Source organism: Streptomyces sp. NPDC111802 (assembly GCF_055634335.1).
The window spans coordinates 222,792-240,645 of the sequence record NZ_JBVKCZ010000010.1 but is presented as its reverse complement, the minus strand read 5'-3'; the positions used below and the strand labels follow the sequence as shown (position 1 = coordinate 240,645).

14 protein-coding genes and 1 pseudogene are annotated in these 17,854 nt (G+C 71.1%); 6 read left to right on the top strand and 9 right to left on the bottom strand.

The genetic code is table 11. The features are described from left to right. On the top strand, positions 1-2,034 hold a 2,034-nt coding region (locus ACZ7NC_RS13815), incomplete at its 5' end, for a LuxR C-terminal-related transcriptional regulator (RefSeq protein ID WP_471487875.1). A 2-nt stretch (positions 2,035-2,036) separates the two neighbouring features. Here ACZ7NC_RS13815 and ACZ7NC_RS13810 read toward each other — a convergent pair. Further along, on the bottom strand, positions 2,037-3,614 hold the full coding sequence (locus ACZ7NC_RS13810) for an acyl-CoA synthetase (RefSeq protein WP_471487874.1): 1,578 nt from the start codon (positions 3,612-3,614) through the stop codon (positions 2,037-2,039). After that, the gene (locus ACZ7NC_RS13805) at positions 3,611-4,720 is read right to left on the bottom strand and encodes an NAD(P)H-dependent flavin oxidoreductase (RefSeq protein WP_471487872.1); all 1,110 of its coding nucleotides are present in this window, start codon (positions 4,718-4,720) and stop codon (positions 3,611-3,613) included. Before ACZ7NC_RS13805 ends, ACZ7NC_RS13810 begins: the two co-directional genes overlap by 4 nt. 180 nt (positions 4,721-4,900) lie before the next feature. Here ACZ7NC_RS13805 and ACZ7NC_RS13800 point away from each other — a divergent pair, with 180 nt between their 5' ends. Further along, positions 4,901-6,670: a serine hydrolase domain-containing protein gene (locus ACZ7NC_RS13800; protein ID WP_471487870.1), complete on the top strand. Its 1,770-nt coding sequence runs from the start codon at positions 4,901-4,903 to the stop codon at positions 6,668-6,670. Between the two features lie 4 nt (positions 6,671-6,674). Here ACZ7NC_RS13800 and ACZ7NC_RS13795 read toward each other — a convergent pair whose 3' ends face one another. After that, positions 6,675-7,526 (bottom strand): helix-turn-helix transcriptional regulator, encoded by an 852-nt coding sequence (locus ACZ7NC_RS13795; protein ID WP_471487869.1) that lies wholly within the window; start codon positions 7,524-7,526, stop codon positions 6,675-6,677. Positions 7,527-7,579: 53 nt separating this feature from the next. Here ACZ7NC_RS13795 and ACZ7NC_RS13790 point away from each other — a divergent pair, with 53 nt between their 5' ends. Further along, positions 7,580-8,395 carry an SDR family NAD(P)-dependent oxidoreductase gene (locus tag ACZ7NC_RS13790; protein ID WP_471487868.1) on the top strand — a complete coding sequence of 272 codons (816 nt, stop codon included), beginning with the start codon at positions 7,580-7,582 and terminating at the stop codon, positions 8,393-8,395. On the opposite strand, the gene ACZ7NC_RS13785 is transcribed toward ACZ7NC_RS13790, so the two are convergent. The 3 genes and pseudogenes from ACZ7NC_RS13785 to ACZ7NC_RS13775 form a co-directional block, all read right to left on the bottom strand. Beyond that, complete coding sequence (locus ACZ7NC_RS13785) at positions 8,392-9,966, bottom strand: phytoene desaturase family protein (protein WP_471487866.1); 1,575 nt, start codon at positions 9,964-9,966, stop codon at positions 8,392-8,394. The two genes, ACZ7NC_RS13790 and ACZ7NC_RS13785, sit on opposite strands and share 4 nt — an antisense overlap. Before the next feature lie 77 nt (positions 9,967-10,043). Then, positions 10,044-12,287 carry a serine/threonine-protein kinase gene (locus tag ACZ7NC_RS13780; RefSeq protein ID WP_471487864.1) on the bottom strand — a complete coding sequence of 748 codons (2,244 nt, stop codon included), beginning with the start codon at positions 12,285-12,287 and terminating at the stop codon, positions 10,044-10,046. Positions 12,288-12,350: 63 nt separating this feature from the next. Further along, positions 12,351-13,126 (bottom strand): annotated as a pseudogene (locus ACZ7NC_RS13775) (oxygenase MpaB family protein). A gap of 301 nt (positions 13,127-13,427) precedes the next feature. On the opposite strand from ACZ7NC_RS13775, the gene ACZ7NC_RS13770 reads away from it, so the two are divergent. Next, positions 13,428-13,859 carry a peptidoglycan-binding protein gene (locus ACZ7NC_RS13770; protein WP_471487863.1) on the top strand — a complete coding sequence of 144 codons (432 nt, stop codon included), beginning with the start codon at positions 13,428-13,430 and terminating at the stop codon, positions 13,857-13,859. An 11-nt stretch (positions 13,860-13,870) separates the two neighbouring features. On the opposite strand, the gene ACZ7NC_RS13765 is transcribed toward ACZ7NC_RS13770, so the two are convergent. The 3 genes from ACZ7NC_RS13765 to ACZ7NC_RS13755 form a co-directional block, all read right to left on the bottom strand. After that, entirely contained in the window at positions 13,871-15,070 is a 1,200-nt protein-coding gene (locus ACZ7NC_RS13765; RefSeq protein WP_471487861.1) for a hypothetical protein, read from the bottom strand. A 96-nt stretch (positions 15,071-15,166) separates the two neighbouring features. Further along, positions 15,167-16,345, bottom strand: a complete 1,179-nt coding sequence (locus tag ACZ7NC_RS13760; protein WP_471487859.1) for an acyl-CoA dehydrogenase family protein — start codon at positions 16,343-16,345, stop codon at positions 15,167-15,169. 146 nt (positions 16,346-16,491) lie between these two features. Next, the gene (locus ACZ7NC_RS13755) at positions 16,492-16,866 is read right to left on the bottom strand and encodes a four-helix bundle copper-binding protein (protein ID WP_471487857.1); all 375 of its coding nucleotides are present in this window, start codon (positions 16,864-16,866) and stop codon (positions 16,492-16,494) included. Positions 16,867-17,009: 143 nt separating this feature from the next. Here ACZ7NC_RS13755 and ACZ7NC_RS13750 point away from each other — a divergent pair, with 143 nt between their 5' ends. Both ACZ7NC_RS13750 and ACZ7NC_RS13745 read left to right on the top strand, forming a co-directional pair. Next, a complete protein-coding gene (locus ACZ7NC_RS13750) occupies positions 17,010-17,366 on the top strand; it encodes a DUF6479 family protein (protein WP_471487855.1) in 357 nt (118 codons plus the stop codon). A gap of 104 nt (positions 17,367-17,470) precedes the next feature. After that, a complete protein-coding gene (locus ACZ7NC_RS13745; RefSeq protein WP_471487854.1) occupies positions 17,471-17,821 on the top strand; it encodes a DUF8129 domain-containing protein in 351 nt (116 codons plus the stop codon). The last annotated feature ends 33 nt before the right edge of the window (positions 17,822-17,854 follow it).

Genomic DNA, 17,854 nt, shown 5'->3' with positions numbered 1-17,854 from the left:
CTGATCGAACGTCTGGAGGACCTCGACACCGCGACCATCCGCTTCGCGCATTCGGCCGCCGTGCTGGGTTCGCCCTTCTCACCCCAGCTCGCCGCGACCATCGCGGTGCTCGGCGACGAGACCGCCGCCGAGGCGGCCCAGAAGCTGCGCGCGGCCCGGATCCTGACCGACGGCCATGGCCCGGACGGTGAGCTCGAGTTCGTTCACCCGCTGATCGCCACGACGATCTACCGGTCCATCCGCTCGGGCTTCCGGGCCGGTCTGCACAACGCGGCCGCGGATGCCGTCCTCAACGCGGGATACGGCCCCACCGTCGCCGCCAGGCATCTGCTGGAGGTGCCCTGCGAGGGCAGCCCCGAGACGGTCGAATGTCTGCGTGAGGCCGCTCGCGAGTACCTGCGCGCCGGGGCGACCGAGGCCGCCCGGCGCCTGCTGACCCGCGCGCTGCAGGAGCCGCCCCTGCCCGAGGACCGTGCCGCGGTCCTGCACGAACTCGCCTGCGCCACGTTCCTGATCGAGCCCACGGCCACGGTGCGGCACCTCCGCCAGGCGCTGGCGGAGCCCGAGGTCGACCCCGACCTGCGTGCCTCCATCGTCTATCGGCTGACGACGGCGCTCGCCCACACCGACCGGATGGCCGAGGCCGTGACCGTGGCCGCCGAGGAGGCCCGGCAGGCCGCGAATCCGCGCGTCAAGCTGCGTATGCAGGCGGATCAGTTCGTCTGGAGCACGATGCGCGCCGACGATCCCGACTCGCCCGCCCGCTCCCGGACGCTGGCGCGGCTGGCCGAACAGCTGCCCGGCCGCAGCCTGGAGGAGCGCTACATCCTGGGACTGCGGGCCTGGGATGCCGTCCTGCGCGGCGAACCGCGGCAGACCGCCCTCATGTATGCGGAGAAGTCCCTGCGCGGCGGCATGAGTTGGACCGATGAGAACCGGGGCTTCGAGGTGCCCCTTTCGGTCGCCCTGGTGTTCATGTACGGCGACCAGCCGCGACGGGCCGAGGAGTTGTTCGAGAAGGGGATCGCCGAGTGCGCGAGCAAGGGCTGGCACGGCTCCCATCTGGCCTTCGGCCAGACCATCGCCGGCTATGTCCGCTACCACCGCGGCTGTCTGGCCGAAGCCGAGGACCTGGTCCGGGAAGGCCTGCGCATCGCCGACAAGGTGGAGGGCGTCGTGGCCGCCCAGTGGTACGGCGTCAGCGTCCTGATCCAGACGTTGCTGGCCCGTGGGCGCGTCGCCGAGGCTCGCGCACTCGCCGACGACCACCACTTCGGCGACATGGCTCCGAACGCCATCATCTATCCCGACCCGCGCACCGTGTACGCGGAACTGCTCCTGGCGGAGGGACGGCACTCGGAAGCGGCGGCGCTGCTGTCCGCGGTCGGGGACTGGCTGGACGGGCGGGCCTGGCGCAACCCGGCCTGGTGTCCGTGGCAGCTGCGGCTCGCGACCGCGCTCGCCCCCACCGACCCGGAGGCGGCGATCGCCCACGCCCAGGACGCCGTCCGCCGCGCCCGGGACTTCGGCGCCGCCTCCACCGTCGGGCAGGCCCTCCACACCCTCGCCGAGGTGACGGGCGGGCCGGCGGCGCTCGACCTGTACGCGGAGGCGGTCGACCACCTGGAGCAGTCGCCCGCCTCCTACGAACTCGCTCGCGCCCAGGTCGGCCACGGCGCCGCGCTGTCCCGCAACGGGCGGCTCCAGGAGGCCGCCGACCGGCTCTACCAAGGACTGGAAGGCGCCGTCCACTGCGGGGCCGAGGCACTCGCCGCCCGCGCCAGGGAGGAGCTCTCGGCGGCCGGTCTGCGCCCGCTGCCCCTGCGCTACGTGCAGGCGGACGCACTGACCGCGCGGGAACGCCGTACGGCCGAACTGGCCGTCGAGGGCAGCCCGGTGGCAGTGATCGCCAAGGATCTGCACCTGACCGAGCAAGGGGTGCGGCAGTTGCTGTCCAGCGTCTACCGCAAGATCGGCACCGACGCGGCAGGGCTCGCCAGGGCTCTGGAGACTCCTCCTCGTATGCGTCCTTGACGTCACATGGGCCGCGTGCGTCCCTCCCAGTACGGATCCCGCAACCGCCGCTTGTACAGCTTTCCGTTGGGATCGCGCGGCATCTCGGCGATGAAGTCGACGCTCTTGGGGCGTTTGTAGCCGGCGAGTTGCCCGGCGCAGTGGTCGAGGATCGTGGTGGCGAGGGCGGGTCCGGGCTCGTGGCCGGGGGCCGGTTCGACGACGGCCTTGACCTCCTCGCCCCAGTCGTCGTGGGGGATGCCGAAGGCGGCGGCGTCCGCGACGGCGGGGTGGGCCAGCAGAACGGACTCGATCTCGGCCGGGTAGATGTTGACCCCGCCGGAGATGATCATGTCGATCTTGCGGTCGCGGAGGAAGAGATAGCCGTCCTCGTCGAGGTAGCCGAGGTCGCCGACGGTGAAGAAGTCGCCGATGCGGTTCTTCTTCGTCTTGGCCTCGTCCTTGTGGTAGGCGAAGCCGCCGGTGTTCATCTTCAGGTAGACGGTGCCGAGTTCGCCGGGCGGGAGCCGCTTGCCGTCGTCGTCGAAGATGGCGAGTTCGCTGATCGGCCAGGCCTTGCCGACCGTGCCGGGCTTCTTCAGCCAGTCCTCGGCGGTCGCGAACGCGCCACCGCCCTCACTGGCGGCGTAGTTCTCCTCCACACAGGGGCCCCACCAGTCCAGCATCGCCCGCTTCACATGGTCGGGGCAGGGGGCGGCCCCGTGGATGGCGTGCCGCATGGACGAGACGTCGTAGCGGGAGCGTGTCTCTTCCGGGAGCGCCAGCAGGCGGTGGAACTGTGTTGGGACCATATGAGTGTGTGTGCACTTGTGGGTGTCGATGACGCGGAGCATCTCCTCGGGTGTCCACTTGTCCATCAGCACCAGCCGGTGCCCTATGTGGAGGGAAGCGCCCGCGAACTGGAGCACCGCGGTGTGGTACAGCGGCGAGCAGACGAGGTGCACATTGTCGTCGAACGGCTTGATGCCGAAGATGCCGAGGAAGCCGCCCAGGTAGGCCTCCTCGGGGGGCTTGCCGGGCAGGGGGCGGCGGATGCCTCGGGGGCGGCCGGTGGTGCCCGAGGTGTAGTTCATGACCCAGCCGAGCGTGCGGTCGGCGGGCGCGGACTGCGGTTGTCCGTCGAGGAGTTCGGCCCACGGCCGGAAGCCCTCGACCTCGCCGACGGCGTAGCGGTGGGTGGCTGGGAGGCCGGCCTCGTCGGCGGCCTGGCGGGCGGGGTCGGCGAACCGCTCATGGGAGATGAGCACTTTGGCGCCGGAGTCGGCGACGATCCAGGCGATCTCGGGTCCGACGAAGTGATGGTTGACGGGGACCAGGTAGAAGCCGGCCTGGGAGGCCGCCAGGTACGCCGTGAAGAATTCGACGCCGTTGGGGAGGACGACCGCGAAGGCGTCGCCGCGCTGGAGGCCGGCCGCGCGCAGGCCGTGGACCAGGCGGTTGGTGGCGGCGTGCAGCCGGCCGGCGGTCCATCGCTCGCCGTCCGGGGCGACGAGGACCGTGCGGTCGGGGTCGGCGGTGGCCTGGGCCCAGAAGCCGACGGGCGGTGTGCTGACGGCGGGTGCCGCGGACGTGCTGGTCACTGGCCGCTCCTTCCGGCGATGCGGTTGATGCGGTCGACGGCTCGTTCGAAGCCGCGGGTGAGGTCGTCGAAGACGGCCTGGACGCTTCGTTCGCTGTTCATCCGGCCCACGATCTGACCGACGGGTGTGCCGAGCAGCGGCTCGACCTCGTACTTCTGGATCCGGGAGACGGCGTCGGCCACGAGCAGTCCCTGCAGGGGCATGGGGAGGGTGCCGGGCCCGTTCGGGTCGTCCCAGGCGTCGGTCCACTCGGTGCGCAGCTGCCGTGCGGGCTTTCCGGTCAGGGCGCGGGAGCGGACCGTGTCGGCGGAGCCGGCGGCCAGCAGCTTGGCGGTCAGGGCGGCCGAGTGCAGATCGGCTTCTGTGGTGGTCAGCCATATAGAGCCCAACCAGACACCCTGGGCGCCGAGGCTCAGCGCGGCAGCCACCTGTTGGCCGCTGCCGATGCCTCCGGCCGCGAGCACGGGCAGGGGGTCGACCGCCTCGACCACCTCGGGGGTGAGAACCATGGAGGCGATGTCACCTGTGTGGCCACCCGCCTCGTAGCCCTGGGCGACGACGATGTCGATGCCCGCCTCCTTGTGCTTTCGGGCGTGCCGGGCGCTGCCCGCGAGCGCGGCGACTAGCACGCCCCGGTCGTGTGCCCGCTCGACGACGTCCACGGGCGGTGAGCCCAGGGCGTTGGCGAGCAGCTTGATCGGGTAGTCGAAGGCCACGTCGAGCTGGGTGCGGGCGACCTGCTCCATCCATCCGGTGATACGCCAGCCGGAGGCCTCCCCCTCGGCGAGCTCGGGCACGCCGTACTTGGCGAGGGTGTCCTTGACGTACTGCCGGTGCCCCTGCGGGATCATCGCCTCGACATCGGCCTCGGTGACGCCTTCGACCTTCTTCGCCGGCATGACGACGTCCAGGCCGTAGGGCCGGCCCTCGACATGTGCCTGGAGCCAGTCGAGGTCGCGCTTGAGGTCGTCGGGGGCCGTGTAGCGGACCGCGCCGAGCACTCCGAAACCGCCGGCCCGGCTGATGGCCGCGGCGACGGCGGGGAACGGCGTGAAGCCGAAAATGGCGTGCTCGACTCCCAGTTTCTTGCTCAGCTCCGTCTGCATGGGCGCAGGATGCCGCAGTCCCCCGGACGACGGAAGGCCTTTTCTGATACACCGTCAGATCTCTTGAAAAGCGCCCTGCGTGACCGCCTCGTTGACACGGCCAACTCCTGACACGAAAGTTTCACCACGCAAGGTGATCCCGGAAAGATACTTTCAGCCGAAGCGGCGGGAGGAACCTCGATGACGGACGACAGCAGCAGACCGACTCGGCGTCAACTGGGCAGAGGGGTCCTGGCCCTGGGCGGTGCCCTGGCCATCGCCCCCTTCCCCGCCGGACCGGCGGCCGCCTCCTCCGGCCGCCGCGCCACCACCTTGCGCCACGGCTCCCCCGAACACGCCGGACTGCTCCCCGCCCACCTCCGTCAACTGGTCACCGACGCCGAGGCGTTCCTCGGCCCCTCCCCCAAGCGCCCCTGGTACGCGGGCGCCGTCCTGCTCGCCGGTCGGGGCGGCACCGTGGCCCTGCACCAGCCGATCGGGATGGCGGTGCGCTATCGGGCGTACGACGAGAAGACCGACACCGGCGTCGAGTTCCCGGCAGACCAGCAGCTCCCCATGGCCGAGGACACCGTCTTCGATCTGGCTTCGGTGTCCAAGCTGTTCACCTCGATCCTCGCCGTGCAGCAGATCGAGCGGGTCGCCCTCGGTCTGGAGGCCACGGTCGCCTCCTATCTCCCGGACTTCGGCCGTGCGGGCAAGCAGGACATCACCATCCGTCAGCTCCTCACCCACACCTCGGGGTTCCGCGCCTGGATCCCGCTGTACGCCGCGCCGACGTACGAGGAGAAGCTCCAGCTCATCTGGAACGAGGCGCCGCTGAACCCGCCGGGCTCCACGTATCTCTACTCGGACCTGAACCTGATCTCACTCCAGCTGGTCCTGGAGAAGATCACCGGGCACGGACTCGACACGCTCCTCCACGACGAGATCACCGGCCCGCTCGGCATGCGCCGCACCCGTTTCAACCCGCCCGCCGCCTGGAAGCCGAGGATCGCGGCCACCGAGGACGCCCGCAAACCCTGGTCCGGCCTGGACCGCGGTCTGGTGTGGGGCGAGGTCCACGACGAGAACGCGTTCAGTCTGGGCGGAGTCGCCGGCCACGCGGGGGTGTTCTCGAACGCCTGGGACCTCGCGGTCCTCGGCCGGACACTGCTCAACGGCGGCGCCTACGGCCGCTCGCGCATCCTGGAGCCGGAGTCGGTGGAGCTGATGTTCACCGACTTCAACACCGCCTTCCCCGGCGACGAGCACGGCCTGGGCTTCGAGCTCTACCAGCACTGGTACATGGGTGCGATGGCCACCCCGCGCACCGCGGGGCACACCGGCTTCACCGGCACCTCGCTGGTGCTGGACCCGACGACCGACTCCTTCCTCGTGGTCCTCGGCAACTCGGTCCACCCGGTGCGCAGTTGGCGTTCCGGTTCCGCGCCCCGGGTCGCCGCCGCGAACAACATGGCCCGCGCCGTACCGGTCCGCCCACGGCACGGCCGTACGGCGTGGTTCTCGGGAATGGCGACCGCCACCACCGCGACTCTCACGCTCCCCGCGCTCGACACGTCCTCCGGCGACGCCCGGCTGTGCTGCGCCCTGTGGTGGGACACCGAGCCCCAGGCGGACGTCCTCGCCCTGGAGGCGACGACCGACGGCGGCACCACCTGGCAGGCGCTCCCCTTCACGACGACCCGCCACGGCGAACAGCCCCAGGACCACGCGGCCGGCACGGCCACCGGCTGGTCCGGCCGCGTCTGGCACCGCCTCACGGCCCGGCTCCCGGCACACCAACAGCTCGCGATCCGCTGGCGGTACGCCACCGACCGGCTGTACGTGGGGCGCGGGGCCTACGTCGACGGCCTGCGCGTGGAGGCGGCACGCGCCGCCCTGTTCGACGAGGCCCGGCCCGCGGACGCGGCGCGGATCACGGCGAACGGCTGGACCGCCGCCGCGGACTGACGGCTCAGCCCGGTACGTCCAGTCGCTCGGTACCGAGGACGGACAGCAGCCGTAGCGCCTGATCGGACGGCGATCCGGGGGCGGCGGTGTAGATGACGACCCGCTGGTCGCGGTCGGAGATGTCCAGGACGTCGCAGTCGACCGTGACGGGGCCGACGACGGGGTGGTCGAAGGTCTTGCGGAGCGTGGGTGCGGAGGTCACGTCGTGGGCAGCCCACAGCCGGGCGAACTCCTCACTGCCGTCGAGGAGTTCGCGGACCAGTCCGGTCAGTTCCGGGTCGTCCGGGTAGCGGGCCGCAGCAGCGCGCAGTTCCTGCGTCGAGTTCCTGGCGAACTCCGCCACGTCCGACACGCCGTAGAGCCGCCGGCCCTCCGGGTGCGGTCCGAGGAAGGCGCGCCGGACGAGGTTGCGGTCGCGGCGGGGCAGGGCGGAGAAGTCCTCCATCAGGGCGGCCGCCAGGTCGTTCCAGGCGATGATCTCGAATCCGGCCGAGACCACGATCGCCGCGGCGTTCGGCAGCCGGTGCAGCAGGTCGACGATGCTCCGGCGGACCTCGCGCGAGGGTCCCGGCGGCGGTCCGGGCGGGGCCCCGGCGAGGTGGTGCAGATGGGCCCGCTCCGCGTCCGACAGCCGCAGGGCGCGGGCGAGCTGGGCCAGCACCTCACGCGAGGGGTGCGGGCCGCGGGCCTGCTCCAGCCGGGTGTAGTACTCGGTCGAGATGAACGCCAGCTGTGCCACCTCCTCGCGGCGCAGCCCCGGCGTACGGCGCCGCGGCCCGGTCGGCAGCCCCACCTCGGCGGGGGCGATGCGCTCGCGCCGGCTGCGCAGGAAGTCCGCCAGTTGTCGTCGGTCCACGTCTTAAGTGTGCGCGTGCGTCCAGGGCTCATCCAGGTACCACCGGTGCCTGGATGAGCCCCGGGGCCGGTCGCAGGCTTGACGGCATGGACAACACATCTGTCACCGCGACCGGTCTGCTCGACGGCAAGGTCGCGTTCGTCACCGGCGCCGGTCGTGGCATCGGCGCCGCCGCCGCTCGGCTGTTCGCCCGCGAGGGTGCCCGGGTGCTCCTGGCGGCCCGCACGGAGACACAGCTCAAAACGGTCACGGAGGAGATCCGGGCGGCGGGCGGCACCGCGGACCATGTGCGGTGCGACCTGGCCGACTCCGGCAGCGTCCGGGCCGCCGTCGACCGGGCGGTGGAGCTCTACGGCCGGCTGGACGTCGCCTTCAACAACGGCGCGACGATCCAGCCGCCCGGCCCGATGGACCAATTGTCGGAGGCCGAGTTCGACCGGATCAGCGCCGTCAACCTCAGGGGGCCGTGGCTGGCCATGAAGGCCGAGATCGCCGCCATCCGCGCCACGGCCGGGCGCGGCGCGATCGTCAACAACTCCAGCGTCGGCAGCCTCGCGGCCAACCCCGAGCTGCCGGTGTACGGCGCGTTGAAACGGGCGGTCAACAGCCTGACCGAGTCGGCCGCCGTCACGTACGGCCGTGAGGGCATCCGCGTCAACGCCATCGCCCCCGGGCTCACCCTCACCGACATGGTCGACGAGTGGGAGAGCGACTCCCCCGGCATAATCGACCGGCTCACCGCACAGAACCCGCTGGGCCGGGCCGCCGACCCGGAGGAGATCGCCCAGGCCGCGGCCTGGCTCCTGAGCGACCGCGCGTCCTATGTCACCGGCGTGATCCTCCAGGTGGACGGCGGCGCCGGCGCCTAGTCGGCGCCCTCCAGCACCGCCATCGCCGCGTTGTGCCCCGGCACCCCGCTCACCCCTCCCCCGCGTACCGCGCCCGCCCCGCACAGCAGCACGTTCGCGTGGCGGGTCTCCACGCCCCAGCGACCGGTGCCCTCCTGCGCGTACGGCCAGGCGAGCTCGCGGTGGAAGATGTTTCCGCCGGGCAGTCGCAGGTCACGCTCCAGGTCCAGCGGCGTCCTGGCCTCGATGCACGGCCGCCCGTCCGCGTCTGTCGCAAGGCAGTCGGCGCTCGGCTCGGCGAGCTGGGCGTCGAGCTGGGCGAGCGTCGACTTCAGCAGTTCGTCGCGTACGGCGTCGTTGTCGCGCTCGAAGAGGCGGGCCGGGGTGTGCAGCCCGAAGAGGGTGAGGGTCTGGTAGCCCTGCTCGACGAGGTCCGGGCCGAGGATCGTCGGGTCCGTGAGCGAGTGGCAGTAGATCTCGGAGGGCGGCGCGGCGGGGAGTCTCCCGGCGGCTGCCTGGGCGTGGGCGGTGGCCAGCTGTTCGTAGCCCTCGGCGATGTGGAAGGTGCCGGCGAATGCCTCACGCGGGTCGACGGAGCGGTCGCGCAGCCGGGGCAGGCGCTTGAGCAGCATGTTCACCTTGAGCTGGGCGCCCTCGGCGGGAGCCGGGGGCGTGTCGCCGGTGAGGGTGGCCAGGGCCTGCGGGGAGGCGTTCACCAGGACGTGCCGGGCGGCGGCGACTCCCTCGCCGTCCGCCGTCCGGTAGCTGACCTCCGCCGTACGGCCGTCGGTGTCGATCCGGACCGCTTCGTGCCCGGTGACGATGACCGCGCCCGCCTCCCGCGCCGCCGTGGCCAGGGCGTCGGTGAGGGCGCCCATGCCGCCGACGGGGACGTCCCAGTCGCCGGTGCCGCCGCCGATCACGTGGTAGAGGAAGCAGCGGTTCTGCTTCAGCGACGCGTCGTGGGCGTCGGCGAAGGTGCCGATCAGGGCGTCCGTCAGGACCACGCCCCGCACCAGGTCGTCCGTGAAGCGCTCCTCGATCGCGACGCCGATCGGCTCCTCGAAGAGAGTCCGCCAGGCCTCCTCGTCGTCCACCAGGCGGCGCAGCTCCGCACGGCTCGGCAGGGGTTCGGTGAGCGTCGGGAACACCCGCTGGGCGACCTCGCCGGTCATGCCGTAGAAGCGCTGCCAGGCCTCGTACTCGCGCTGTCCGCCCGTCAGCCGGGCGAACGCCTCCCGGGTGCGTCCCTCGCCGCCGCCCACGAGCAGCCCGGTCGGCCGTCCGTCCCGTTCGACGGGTGTGTACGAGGAGACGTCGCGCGTGCGGATGCGGAAGGCCAGTCCGAGGTCCTGCACGATCTTCTTCGGCAGCAGGCTGACCAGGTACGAGTAACGGGAGAGCCGCGCGTCGACCCCGGCGAAAGGCCGCGTGGACACCGCGGCGCCCCCGGTGCGGTCCAGCCGCTCCAGCACCAGTACGGACCGTCCGGCGCGGGCCAGGTAGGCGGCGGCCACCAGCCCGTTGTGGCCTCCGCCGACGATCACGGCGTCGTACGTACGGTGTCCCGGGTTTCCCTCGTGTGCAGGCATGGTTCTTCGTAACACGTGATGATCTAGGTCGGCCAGAGGTGGGACGCGAGGGCGTCACCGGCCGTGGTCCCCTGGGCTCACACGCCGCCGGACGTCCGCTGCTGCCGCAGCAGCGCCACCCTCCGGTACAGCTCGACCGCCTCCGCGCCCCGCCCGAGCTGTTGCAGGCAGTGGGCCTCGTCGTTGCGGCTGGCGAGGGTGTCGGGGTGGCCGGCGCCGAGGACGCGTTCGCGGGCGTCGGCCACTCTGCGGTACTCGGTGAGCGCGTCCGGCCAGCGGCCCAGCCAGCCGAGGCTCACCGCGACCTCGCGCCGGCTGACCAGGGTGTCCGGGTGGTCGTGGCCCAGTACGCGCTCACGGATCGCGCACACGTCACGGGACTCTGCGAGCGCCTCCTCCCACCGGCCGAGACGGCCGAGGTTGACCCCGAGGCCGTGGCGGGCGCGCAGGGTCTCGGGGTGGGCCGGGCCGTGCACGCGGGTGCGGTCGTCGATCAGGTCGCGGTAGAGCCGCAGCGCCTCCGCGCTGCGGCCGAGCCGGCCGAGGCTGATGCCGACCTCGTAGCGGGCGGCGAGGGTGTCGGGATGGTCGGGGCCGAGGGCCTTGGCGCGAGCCTCGGCGACCTCGCCGTAGGTCTGCAGGGCCTCCGTCCAGCGCCCCAACTGGCCCAGTGCGTAGGCGACTTCGTAGCGGGTTACCAGGGTGTCGGGGTGGTGCGGGCCGAGGATGCGGGCGCGGGCGGCGGCGACCTCGTCGGCCATGCGGTACGAGTCCTCCAGCCGGCCGAGCCGACTGAGGTTGAAGGCGAGATTGTGGCGGCAGCGCAGAGTGTCGGGGTGGTCGGGGCCCATGGCGCGCTCACGGGCGATCAGTACCGACGCGTAGACCTGGTGCGCGTCGAAGTGGCGACCCAACTGGCCCAGCACGTACGCCATTTCCTGCCGGGCGGCGAGCGTGTCGGGATGGTCCGGACCGAGGGAGAGGCTGCGGGCGCGGGCGACGTGCTTGTACTCGCGCAGCGCGTCGGCGGCGCGGCCGGTGCGGCTGAGGGTGAAGGCGACCTCGTAGCGGCTGGCGAGGGTGTCGGGGTGGTCGGCGCCGAGAAGGTGCTCGCGCTCGGCGGCGACCGCCCGGTGCACCTCGCCCGCCTCGGTCCAGCGGCCCAGCCGGCCGAGGCTCAGCCCGGCGTTGTGCCGTCCGGCCAGCGCGGTCAGCGTCGCCGCGGACGGGGCGGGCGGCTCCTCGGGTACGGCGGTCCCGTCGGGCCGGCCCGTGATGGGACGGGGGATCCACTCGCCGGTGAGGCCGGCCGCGGCGTCGGGAGGTGTGGTGCGCAGTCCGGCTCCAGTGGCCTTGTGGCCGGTGGTCATGCCGCGGGTCCAGGACGGCAGGCGCGTCTCGCGGGCCATGGGCTCCGGGGGCCGGAGGGCGGCCGATTGCGGGGTCACCACGGTCGGGACGTATACCGGTGTCGTACGGCCCACGCTGATCCGGCGACCCAACTCACGCCCGTCGTACGGGCGTTCCTCGGGGCGCTTGGCCAGCAGGTCGAGGATGACCTGCTCGAAGTACTCCGGCAGTTCGGCGCGGTGGCTGCGCGGCGGACGAGGCGGGGTGTCGCGGTGCCCGACGAGGATCGCCCAGGGGTCGTCCAGGTCGAACGGGGGCACCCCGGTGGCGATCTCGTACAGCACGCACCCCAGCGAGTACAGGTCGCTGCGCTGGTCCACCTCCTCCCCGCCGATCTGCTCCGGCGACATGTAGTGCGGGGTGCCCATCGCGATGCCGGTGCCGGTAAGCCGGGAGGTGAAGCCGATGTCATGGGCGAGACGCGCTATGCCGAAGTCGCAGATCTTCACCGTGCCGTCGGCGAGCCGCATGATGTTCGCCGGTTTCAGGTCGCGGTGCACGATGCCCTGCTGGTGGGTGTAGGCGAGGGCGGCGGCGACCTGGTCGGCGATGTCGATGACGTCCGGGACGGGCAGCGGATGGTGCTTGTTGTCCTCCAGCAGCTGGCTGAGGTTGCGGCCCTCCAGCAGCTCCATGACCAGAAACAGCACGCCCTCGGACTCGCCGAAGTCATGGACGACGGTCACCCCGCGGTGCTGCAGGGCCGCCGCCACCCGGGCCTCGCGGCGAAACCGCTCCCGCAGGACACGGGTGAAGGAGTGGTCGTGGTGGGGTCCCAGCGGCTTGAGGCACTTCACGGCGACATGGCGGCCGAGCGACTCGTCGCGCGCACGCCACACCTCGCCCATACCGCCGCGCCCGATCGGATCCAGCAGCCGGTACCGGCCCTGGATCAGCCTGCTGTCCCCCATCTCCCGCGCTCGCCCCCCGTTGTGATCCGCCCCACCCTCCCCCGGCTCGTCCAGTATGGCGAGCTATCGTCCGAGTTTGTACGGTGCCGGGCGGGAGCCGGGGCCGAGTCGTGCCATGGCGCGCAGGATGTGTTTGGGCGGGAGTTGCCAGCGCAGACGTGCGGGAATGCCGCGCAGCAGGGTGCCCGTGACACGCAACTGGCGGGTGACGGTGGCGGGTTTCGGGGCCGGTCTGCCGTACAGCTCGTGGGCGTACGGCGGCAGGGCGGCGTACGCGAGGAGCGCCACGCGCCGCCACAGCACCTCGCGCGCCGGGACGAGAAGGGGATGCGTCGGCGGGCGGAGCAGGAAGTCGTCCACCGCGCGTGCCTCGGGTCCGCACGCGAGCTCGGGGCGCACCTTCTCGAAGTACGCCGCCATCTCGGCCTGGTTCTCCGGTACGGCGTCGGGGTCGAGGCCCACCAGACGGGCGCCGAGGCGCTGTTCGTCGATGTAGCGGTCGGCCTGCTCGTCGGTGAGGCGGATGCCGGAGCGGCGGGCGACCTGCAGATAGGAGTCGATCTCGGCGCAGTGCACCCACAGCAGCAGGCCGGGTTCGTCGACGCCGTACCGCTCCCCCGTGTCCGGGTCGGTGGCGCTCAGCATGCTGTGGATCCTCCGCACCCGGGCGCCGGCCTTCTCGGCGGCCTCGGTGGTGCCGTAGGTGATGGTGCCGACGAAGTTCGCGGTGCGCAGCAGACGGCCCCAGGCGTCGCGCCGGAAGTCTGTATGACGCCGCGTACGGCTCGGGGGTGCAGGGCCTGGAGGTAGAGCGCGCGGATTCCGGCGACCCACATCATGGGGTCGGCGTGCAGCTGCCAGGTAACCGACCGCACCGCGGCCCGATCGTCCCCCAGGAAGGCCACTGTCGCCCCTCTCCGCCTCGTATGAATGCGCACCAACACGGTACGCATCCCGGGGCACATGGGAAGACCCCCGTGGTCTGCACCACGTGGACTTTGCATTCACGAAAGGGATCCGGCACCGGGCGACTAGACCGGACTTCGCCGCCACGAATATCTGACGGTTGACGCGTAAATAACTGAAGCCGCAATTGAGTCCGTGTTTGCGGTCTGTCAATGCCTGACTAGAGTGGGCCATATGGGTGAGACAAAATTCTATGTAGCGAAGAAGGGTGACAATCTGACCAAGATTGCCACCACACACGGCCTGACGCTGGCCCAGATCCTGGAGTGGAACCCCGAGATCACGAATCCGAACGTGATTCAGATCGGACAGCGCATCCGCGTTTCCGCCCCGGAGTCGGTCGTCGGCTACGAGCCGTTCCCTGGTCCCGACTTCTTCCAGCCGACCAGGACCAGCCCGATCATCGAGGCCATGGGCTACCGCCTCATCGAGGAAGGCTGCTCGTCCTATCCCGGTGGGCCGGACTTCCAGTGGAGCGACGCGGACCGGGCGTCCTACTCCAAGTGGCAGCGCAAGCTGGGTTTCTCGGGCAAGGACGCGGACGGCCTGCCCGGCAAGAAGTCCTGGGACAAACTGCATGTGCCCCACGTCGTGGCCGGGGGCTAGCCCTCGACTGCTCAGTCCTCGGCTTCCTCATCAGCGGGATGAGCCCTCGCCATTCCTGCCGCGGGCGGAGATCCCCCGGCCGCAACGGGGGCGCGGCCGGAGGAGGCCGGGGGATCCAGAGGGCCGCGTACCGATTCCAGGACCTTTTGCCCCTGAAGGTCGACCCATTTGGTGAAGAGCTGCTGGGAGTATCCGAAGATCACGGCCCAGGCGATGATCTGGGCCGAGGAGTCCAGCGAGGTGAGCCCGGGTACGAAGCCGCCCCGCATGAGGAGTAGGCCCAGTACGGCTGTAAGGGCACCTGCGGGGATCTTCAGTGCCGCCAGGGCGATCGGGACGGGATAGGGCGTCGACGTTCCCCGGATTTTCCGCAATGTGGATGTCGCCGCCACGCCGGCGGCTACGAGGCCCACGAATTCGACGACGAGATAGTCACCCCAAGCCGAAACTGCGGCGAAGTTCTGGTCGAGTTCGGTGGATTCGAAGTAGTCCTGGCTTCCCGTGGGGCAGACGACCACATAGTTGACCTTCGAATCCGGGGCGGGCGCGTGGTTCGGCCGTGGCGGGTTGAAGCAGAGGGGAACGGATTCCGGGAAAAGGGAGGTGAGTACGGCCACCGCTCCCGCCAGGAAGAACAGGAAGAGGGCCACCCTCCAGACGATGCGCACGAAACTGCTCGCGCGGAGCTTCTCACGCAGCGCGACGCCGTGCGCCACATCCACGGCCTCAAGGACGATCAGCAGTTCCGTCTCGTCGATGACTCGTCGCCGCGCGGACTTCTCCATCACGATTTCCGTGGCGGCCCTGCGCGGGTCGTCGCGGGCCAGGTGCTCTCTGACCACGGCCAGCATTCCGGGGAGATAGGGAGCCACCTCGGCGGGGGTCCGGAGAAACGACTTCAGCCAGAGCAGACGTGCCGTGTTCAGATGGACCTGCGCCGCCATAACATGAGAGCCGAAGGGCGCCCGGTGATGCTCTTCGAAGGTCAGGATGCGCTCCGTGCAGTGCAGTTCTTCCTCGGCCGCGGCCAGCAACGCCAGGCCGTCCGGACTGCCGGAGCTCTCCACCGCCCGTTTGCGTTCGTTGACCAGCGCCCGGAGTTTTCGGACCGTGGCGCGGGCGTCCTCGCCTTGTTCCCAGGACCGTCGCTCGCGGTACCACTCGGGGTAGCGCCCCGGAATCAAGCCTCGGATCCACTGGCCAAGTCCCATGGGCCCATGGTCCGTACCCCGGCGTTGCGCCTATGGTGATTGCCCCGAACGAGGGTGCGCCGCCGGGCGTCAGCCGTCAAAATGTGGAGATGCGCCTTACCGCCGCACCCTCGGCATCCCCAGACCGATCCACGAGATGATCTCCCGCTGGATCTCGTTGTTGCCGCCGCCGAAGGTGAAGATGACGGCCGAGCGGTAGCCGCGTTCCAGTTCGCCGTGCAGCACCGCGCCCGCCGAGCCCTCCTTCAGCGCCCCGGGCGCCGCGACGATCTCCATCAGCCACGCGTATGCGTCGCGGCGCGCCTCGGAGCCGTAGACCTTGACGGCGGACGCGTCCTGCGGGGTGAGCGTGCCCTCCTGGACGGCGCTGACCATCCGCCAGTTGAGGAGCTTGAGGGCGTCGAGCCTGGCGTGGGTCTGGGCGAGACGGCGGCGTACCCAGGGGAGGTCGATCACCCGGCGGCCGTCGGCGAGCTTGGTCTCCATGGCCCAGCGCTGGACGTCGTGCAGCGCGCGGATGGCCATGGTGCCGTGGGCGGCGAGGGTGACGCGCTCGTGGTTGAGTTGGTTGGTGATCAGGCGCCAGCCCTGGTTCTCGGCGCCGACGCGACGGGCCACGGGGACGCGGATGTTCTCGTAGTAGCTGGCCGTGGTGTCGTGCGAGGCGAGGGTGTTGATGAGGGTGCAGGTGTAGCCGGGGTCGGTGGTCGGGACGAGGAGCATGGTGATGCCCTTGTGCGGCGGGGCGCCGGGGTCGGTGCGCACGGCCAGCCACACCCAGTCGGCGGTGTCGCCGTTGGTCGTCCAGATCTTCTGGCCGTTGACCACGTAGTGGTCGCCGTCCCGTACCGCGCGCGTCTTCAGGGACGCGAGATCGGTGCCCGCCTCGGGCTCGCTGTAGCCGATCGCGAAGTCGATCTCGCCGGAGAGGATCCTCGGCAGGAAGTACGCCTTCTGCTCGTCCGTGCCGTACTGCATGATCGTCGGGCCGACGGTGTTGAGTGCCATCAGCGGCAGCGGTACGCCCGCCTGCGCGGCCTCGTCGAAGAAGATGAACTGTTCGATCGCGGTCAGGCCGCGTCCGCCGTACTCCTTGGGCCAGCCCACGCCGAGCCAGCCGTCCGCGCCGAGCCGCCGTACGGTCTTGCGGTAGTGGCGTTTCTGGGCTGCCGGGTCGGTGAAGCGGGTCTGGGTGAGGTCCGGCACCAGTTCGGCGAAGTAGTCGCGCAGTTCGCTGCGCAGCCGCTGCTGCTCGGGCGTGTATTCGAGATGCACGGCGCCTCCAGGCTCCCCAAGGGCGGTCCTGACGGCGCACACCGTAGAACGTGTTTCAGAAATTGGGAATGGCGAGGACCGGGCCGGAACCTCCGGTGACCCTGCGCCGGCCTGGCGCGGGCTCCTCGGCCGAGGCCGGAAGCGCCTCAGTCGAGGGTGCTCATGAACTCCGTGCAGGCCCGCGCGCAGTCACGGCAGGCCTGTGCGGTGTCCTCGGCGGCCGGCAGACGGTCGAACGCGTGCGCGCTCTCCAGACACACCGTCCGGGTCCACTCCAGCTGCATACGCAGCGCGGCCTCGTCCAGCTGGTTCTGCTCGGCCAGCACCCGGCAGGTCGCGTCGCACACCTCGGCGCACAGGATGCCCTTGCGTCGCAGAAGTTCCTGGTCCTCGGGCCCGTCGGGATCGACCAGGCTCGCACGCAGGGCACAGGCCCGGGCGCACTCCGTACAAGCCTGGGCGCATGTGAAGCGGTCCTCTAGGAACTGGACTGGCTGCTGCTGGGACGTTGTCTGTGTCACACCGCTCGGGTAGCCGGTCCGATTGGCCCCAAACCCGGTGCTCGCAAGGGTTCCGGCCGGCCCCCCTGCTCCGTGCGGGTGACCCGGGGGGCACGGACGGGCTGGTCGGGTTCACGCGAGATGCCAGGGGTACTCGCGGGGCCATGAACATCGCATGGACGAACATCGCCGCGGAAGGCGCGCTCGGCATCGGACTGATCGTCGCCGGTCTGGTCGTCGTGGCGCTGCTCATCGGCGCCTTCGTGGTGGGCGCCCGGATCAGGCGCCGGGAACCGGCTCCGCCGCGCCCCGAGGAGCAACCACGGCTCCCAGCGGACGGCCCGGTCCATGAGGTCCGGGAGCACCGGGAACCGGACGAGGTGCCCAGAAGCGACCGCCGGCTGACCCCGCACGAGATGCCTGCCCACGGCAACATGCCCTCCCGGCGCAGTTCGTCGCAGCAACGGCGCCGCTGGGACGAGGGCCGAAGCGGATCGTTCGGCAGCGGCGGACAGGGCTGAAGCAGGCTCGACCGCGAAACGGACCGTAAGCCGCCGTGCCGCACCGCCCGCCCCCCGCCCAGCCGCCCGAGGCTGTCGTAACCAGGCCCAGGGAAGTGAGAACCATGGCCGACCCCGCACGCAACACCCTGCCGCTGCCCGACTACGACCACCTGCCGATCGGTGGCCTGGAGAGCCGCGTACGGTCGCTGTCCACCGGTGAGGTGGAGGAACTGCTGGCCTACGAGCGGTCACACGCCGACCGGCTTCCGGTGACCGAGCTGCTGGCCGCCCGGTTGGAGCAACTCCGGGCCGGCGCCGAGCCGACGTCCGGCGATCCCGGGGCCCTGCGGCCGGAGAGCAGCGCACGTCAGACGGGCTCGCCGGTGTCCCCCGCGACCTCACCGCAGCCTTCGAGCCCGCCGCCGCACGGCACGCCCGACCAGCGGGGCAAGCCGAAGGGTGATCGCACGTGACCGTCCGTTTCCCCGGAGCGGCACGAGGGCACT

Bases quoted from the DNA above. Each gene is read 5' to 3' on its own strand.
- ACZ7NC_RS13770 (WP_471487863.1), top strand. From the start codon at position 13,428: ATGGGTGAGACAAAATTCTATGTAGCGAAGAAGGGTGACAATCTGACC.
- ACZ7NC_RS13780 (WP_471487864.1), bottom strand. From the start codon at position 12,287: ATGGGGGACAGCAGGCTGATCCAGGGCCGGTACCGGCTGCTGGATCCG.
- ACZ7NC_RS13800 (WP_471487870.1), top strand. From the start codon at position 4,901: ATGACGGACGACAGCAGCAGACCGACTCGGCGTCAACTGGGCAGAGGG.
- ACZ7NC_RS13785 (WP_471487866.1), bottom strand. From the start codon at position 9,966: ATGCCTGCACACGAGGGAAACCCGGGACACCGTACGTACGACGCCGTG.
- ACZ7NC_RS13790 (WP_471487868.1), top strand. From the start codon at position 7,580: ATGAGCCCCGGGGCCGGTCGCAGGCTTGACGGCATGGACAACACATCT.
- ACZ7NC_RS13765 (WP_471487861.1), bottom strand. From the start codon at position 15,070: ATGGGACTTGGCCAGTGGATCCGAGGCTTGATTCCGGGGCGCTACCCC.
- ACZ7NC_RS13745 (WP_471487854.1), top strand. From the start codon at position 17,471: ATGGCCGACCCCGCACGCAACACCCTGCCGCTGCCCGACTACGACCAC.
- ACZ7NC_RS13805 (WP_471487872.1), bottom strand. From the start codon at position 4,720: ATGCAGACGGAGCTGAGCAAGAAACTGGGAGTCGAGCACGCCATTTTC.
- ACZ7NC_RS13750 (WP_471487855.1), top strand. From the start codon at position 17,010: ATGAACATCGCATGGACGAACATCGCCGCGGAAGGCGCGCTCGGCATC.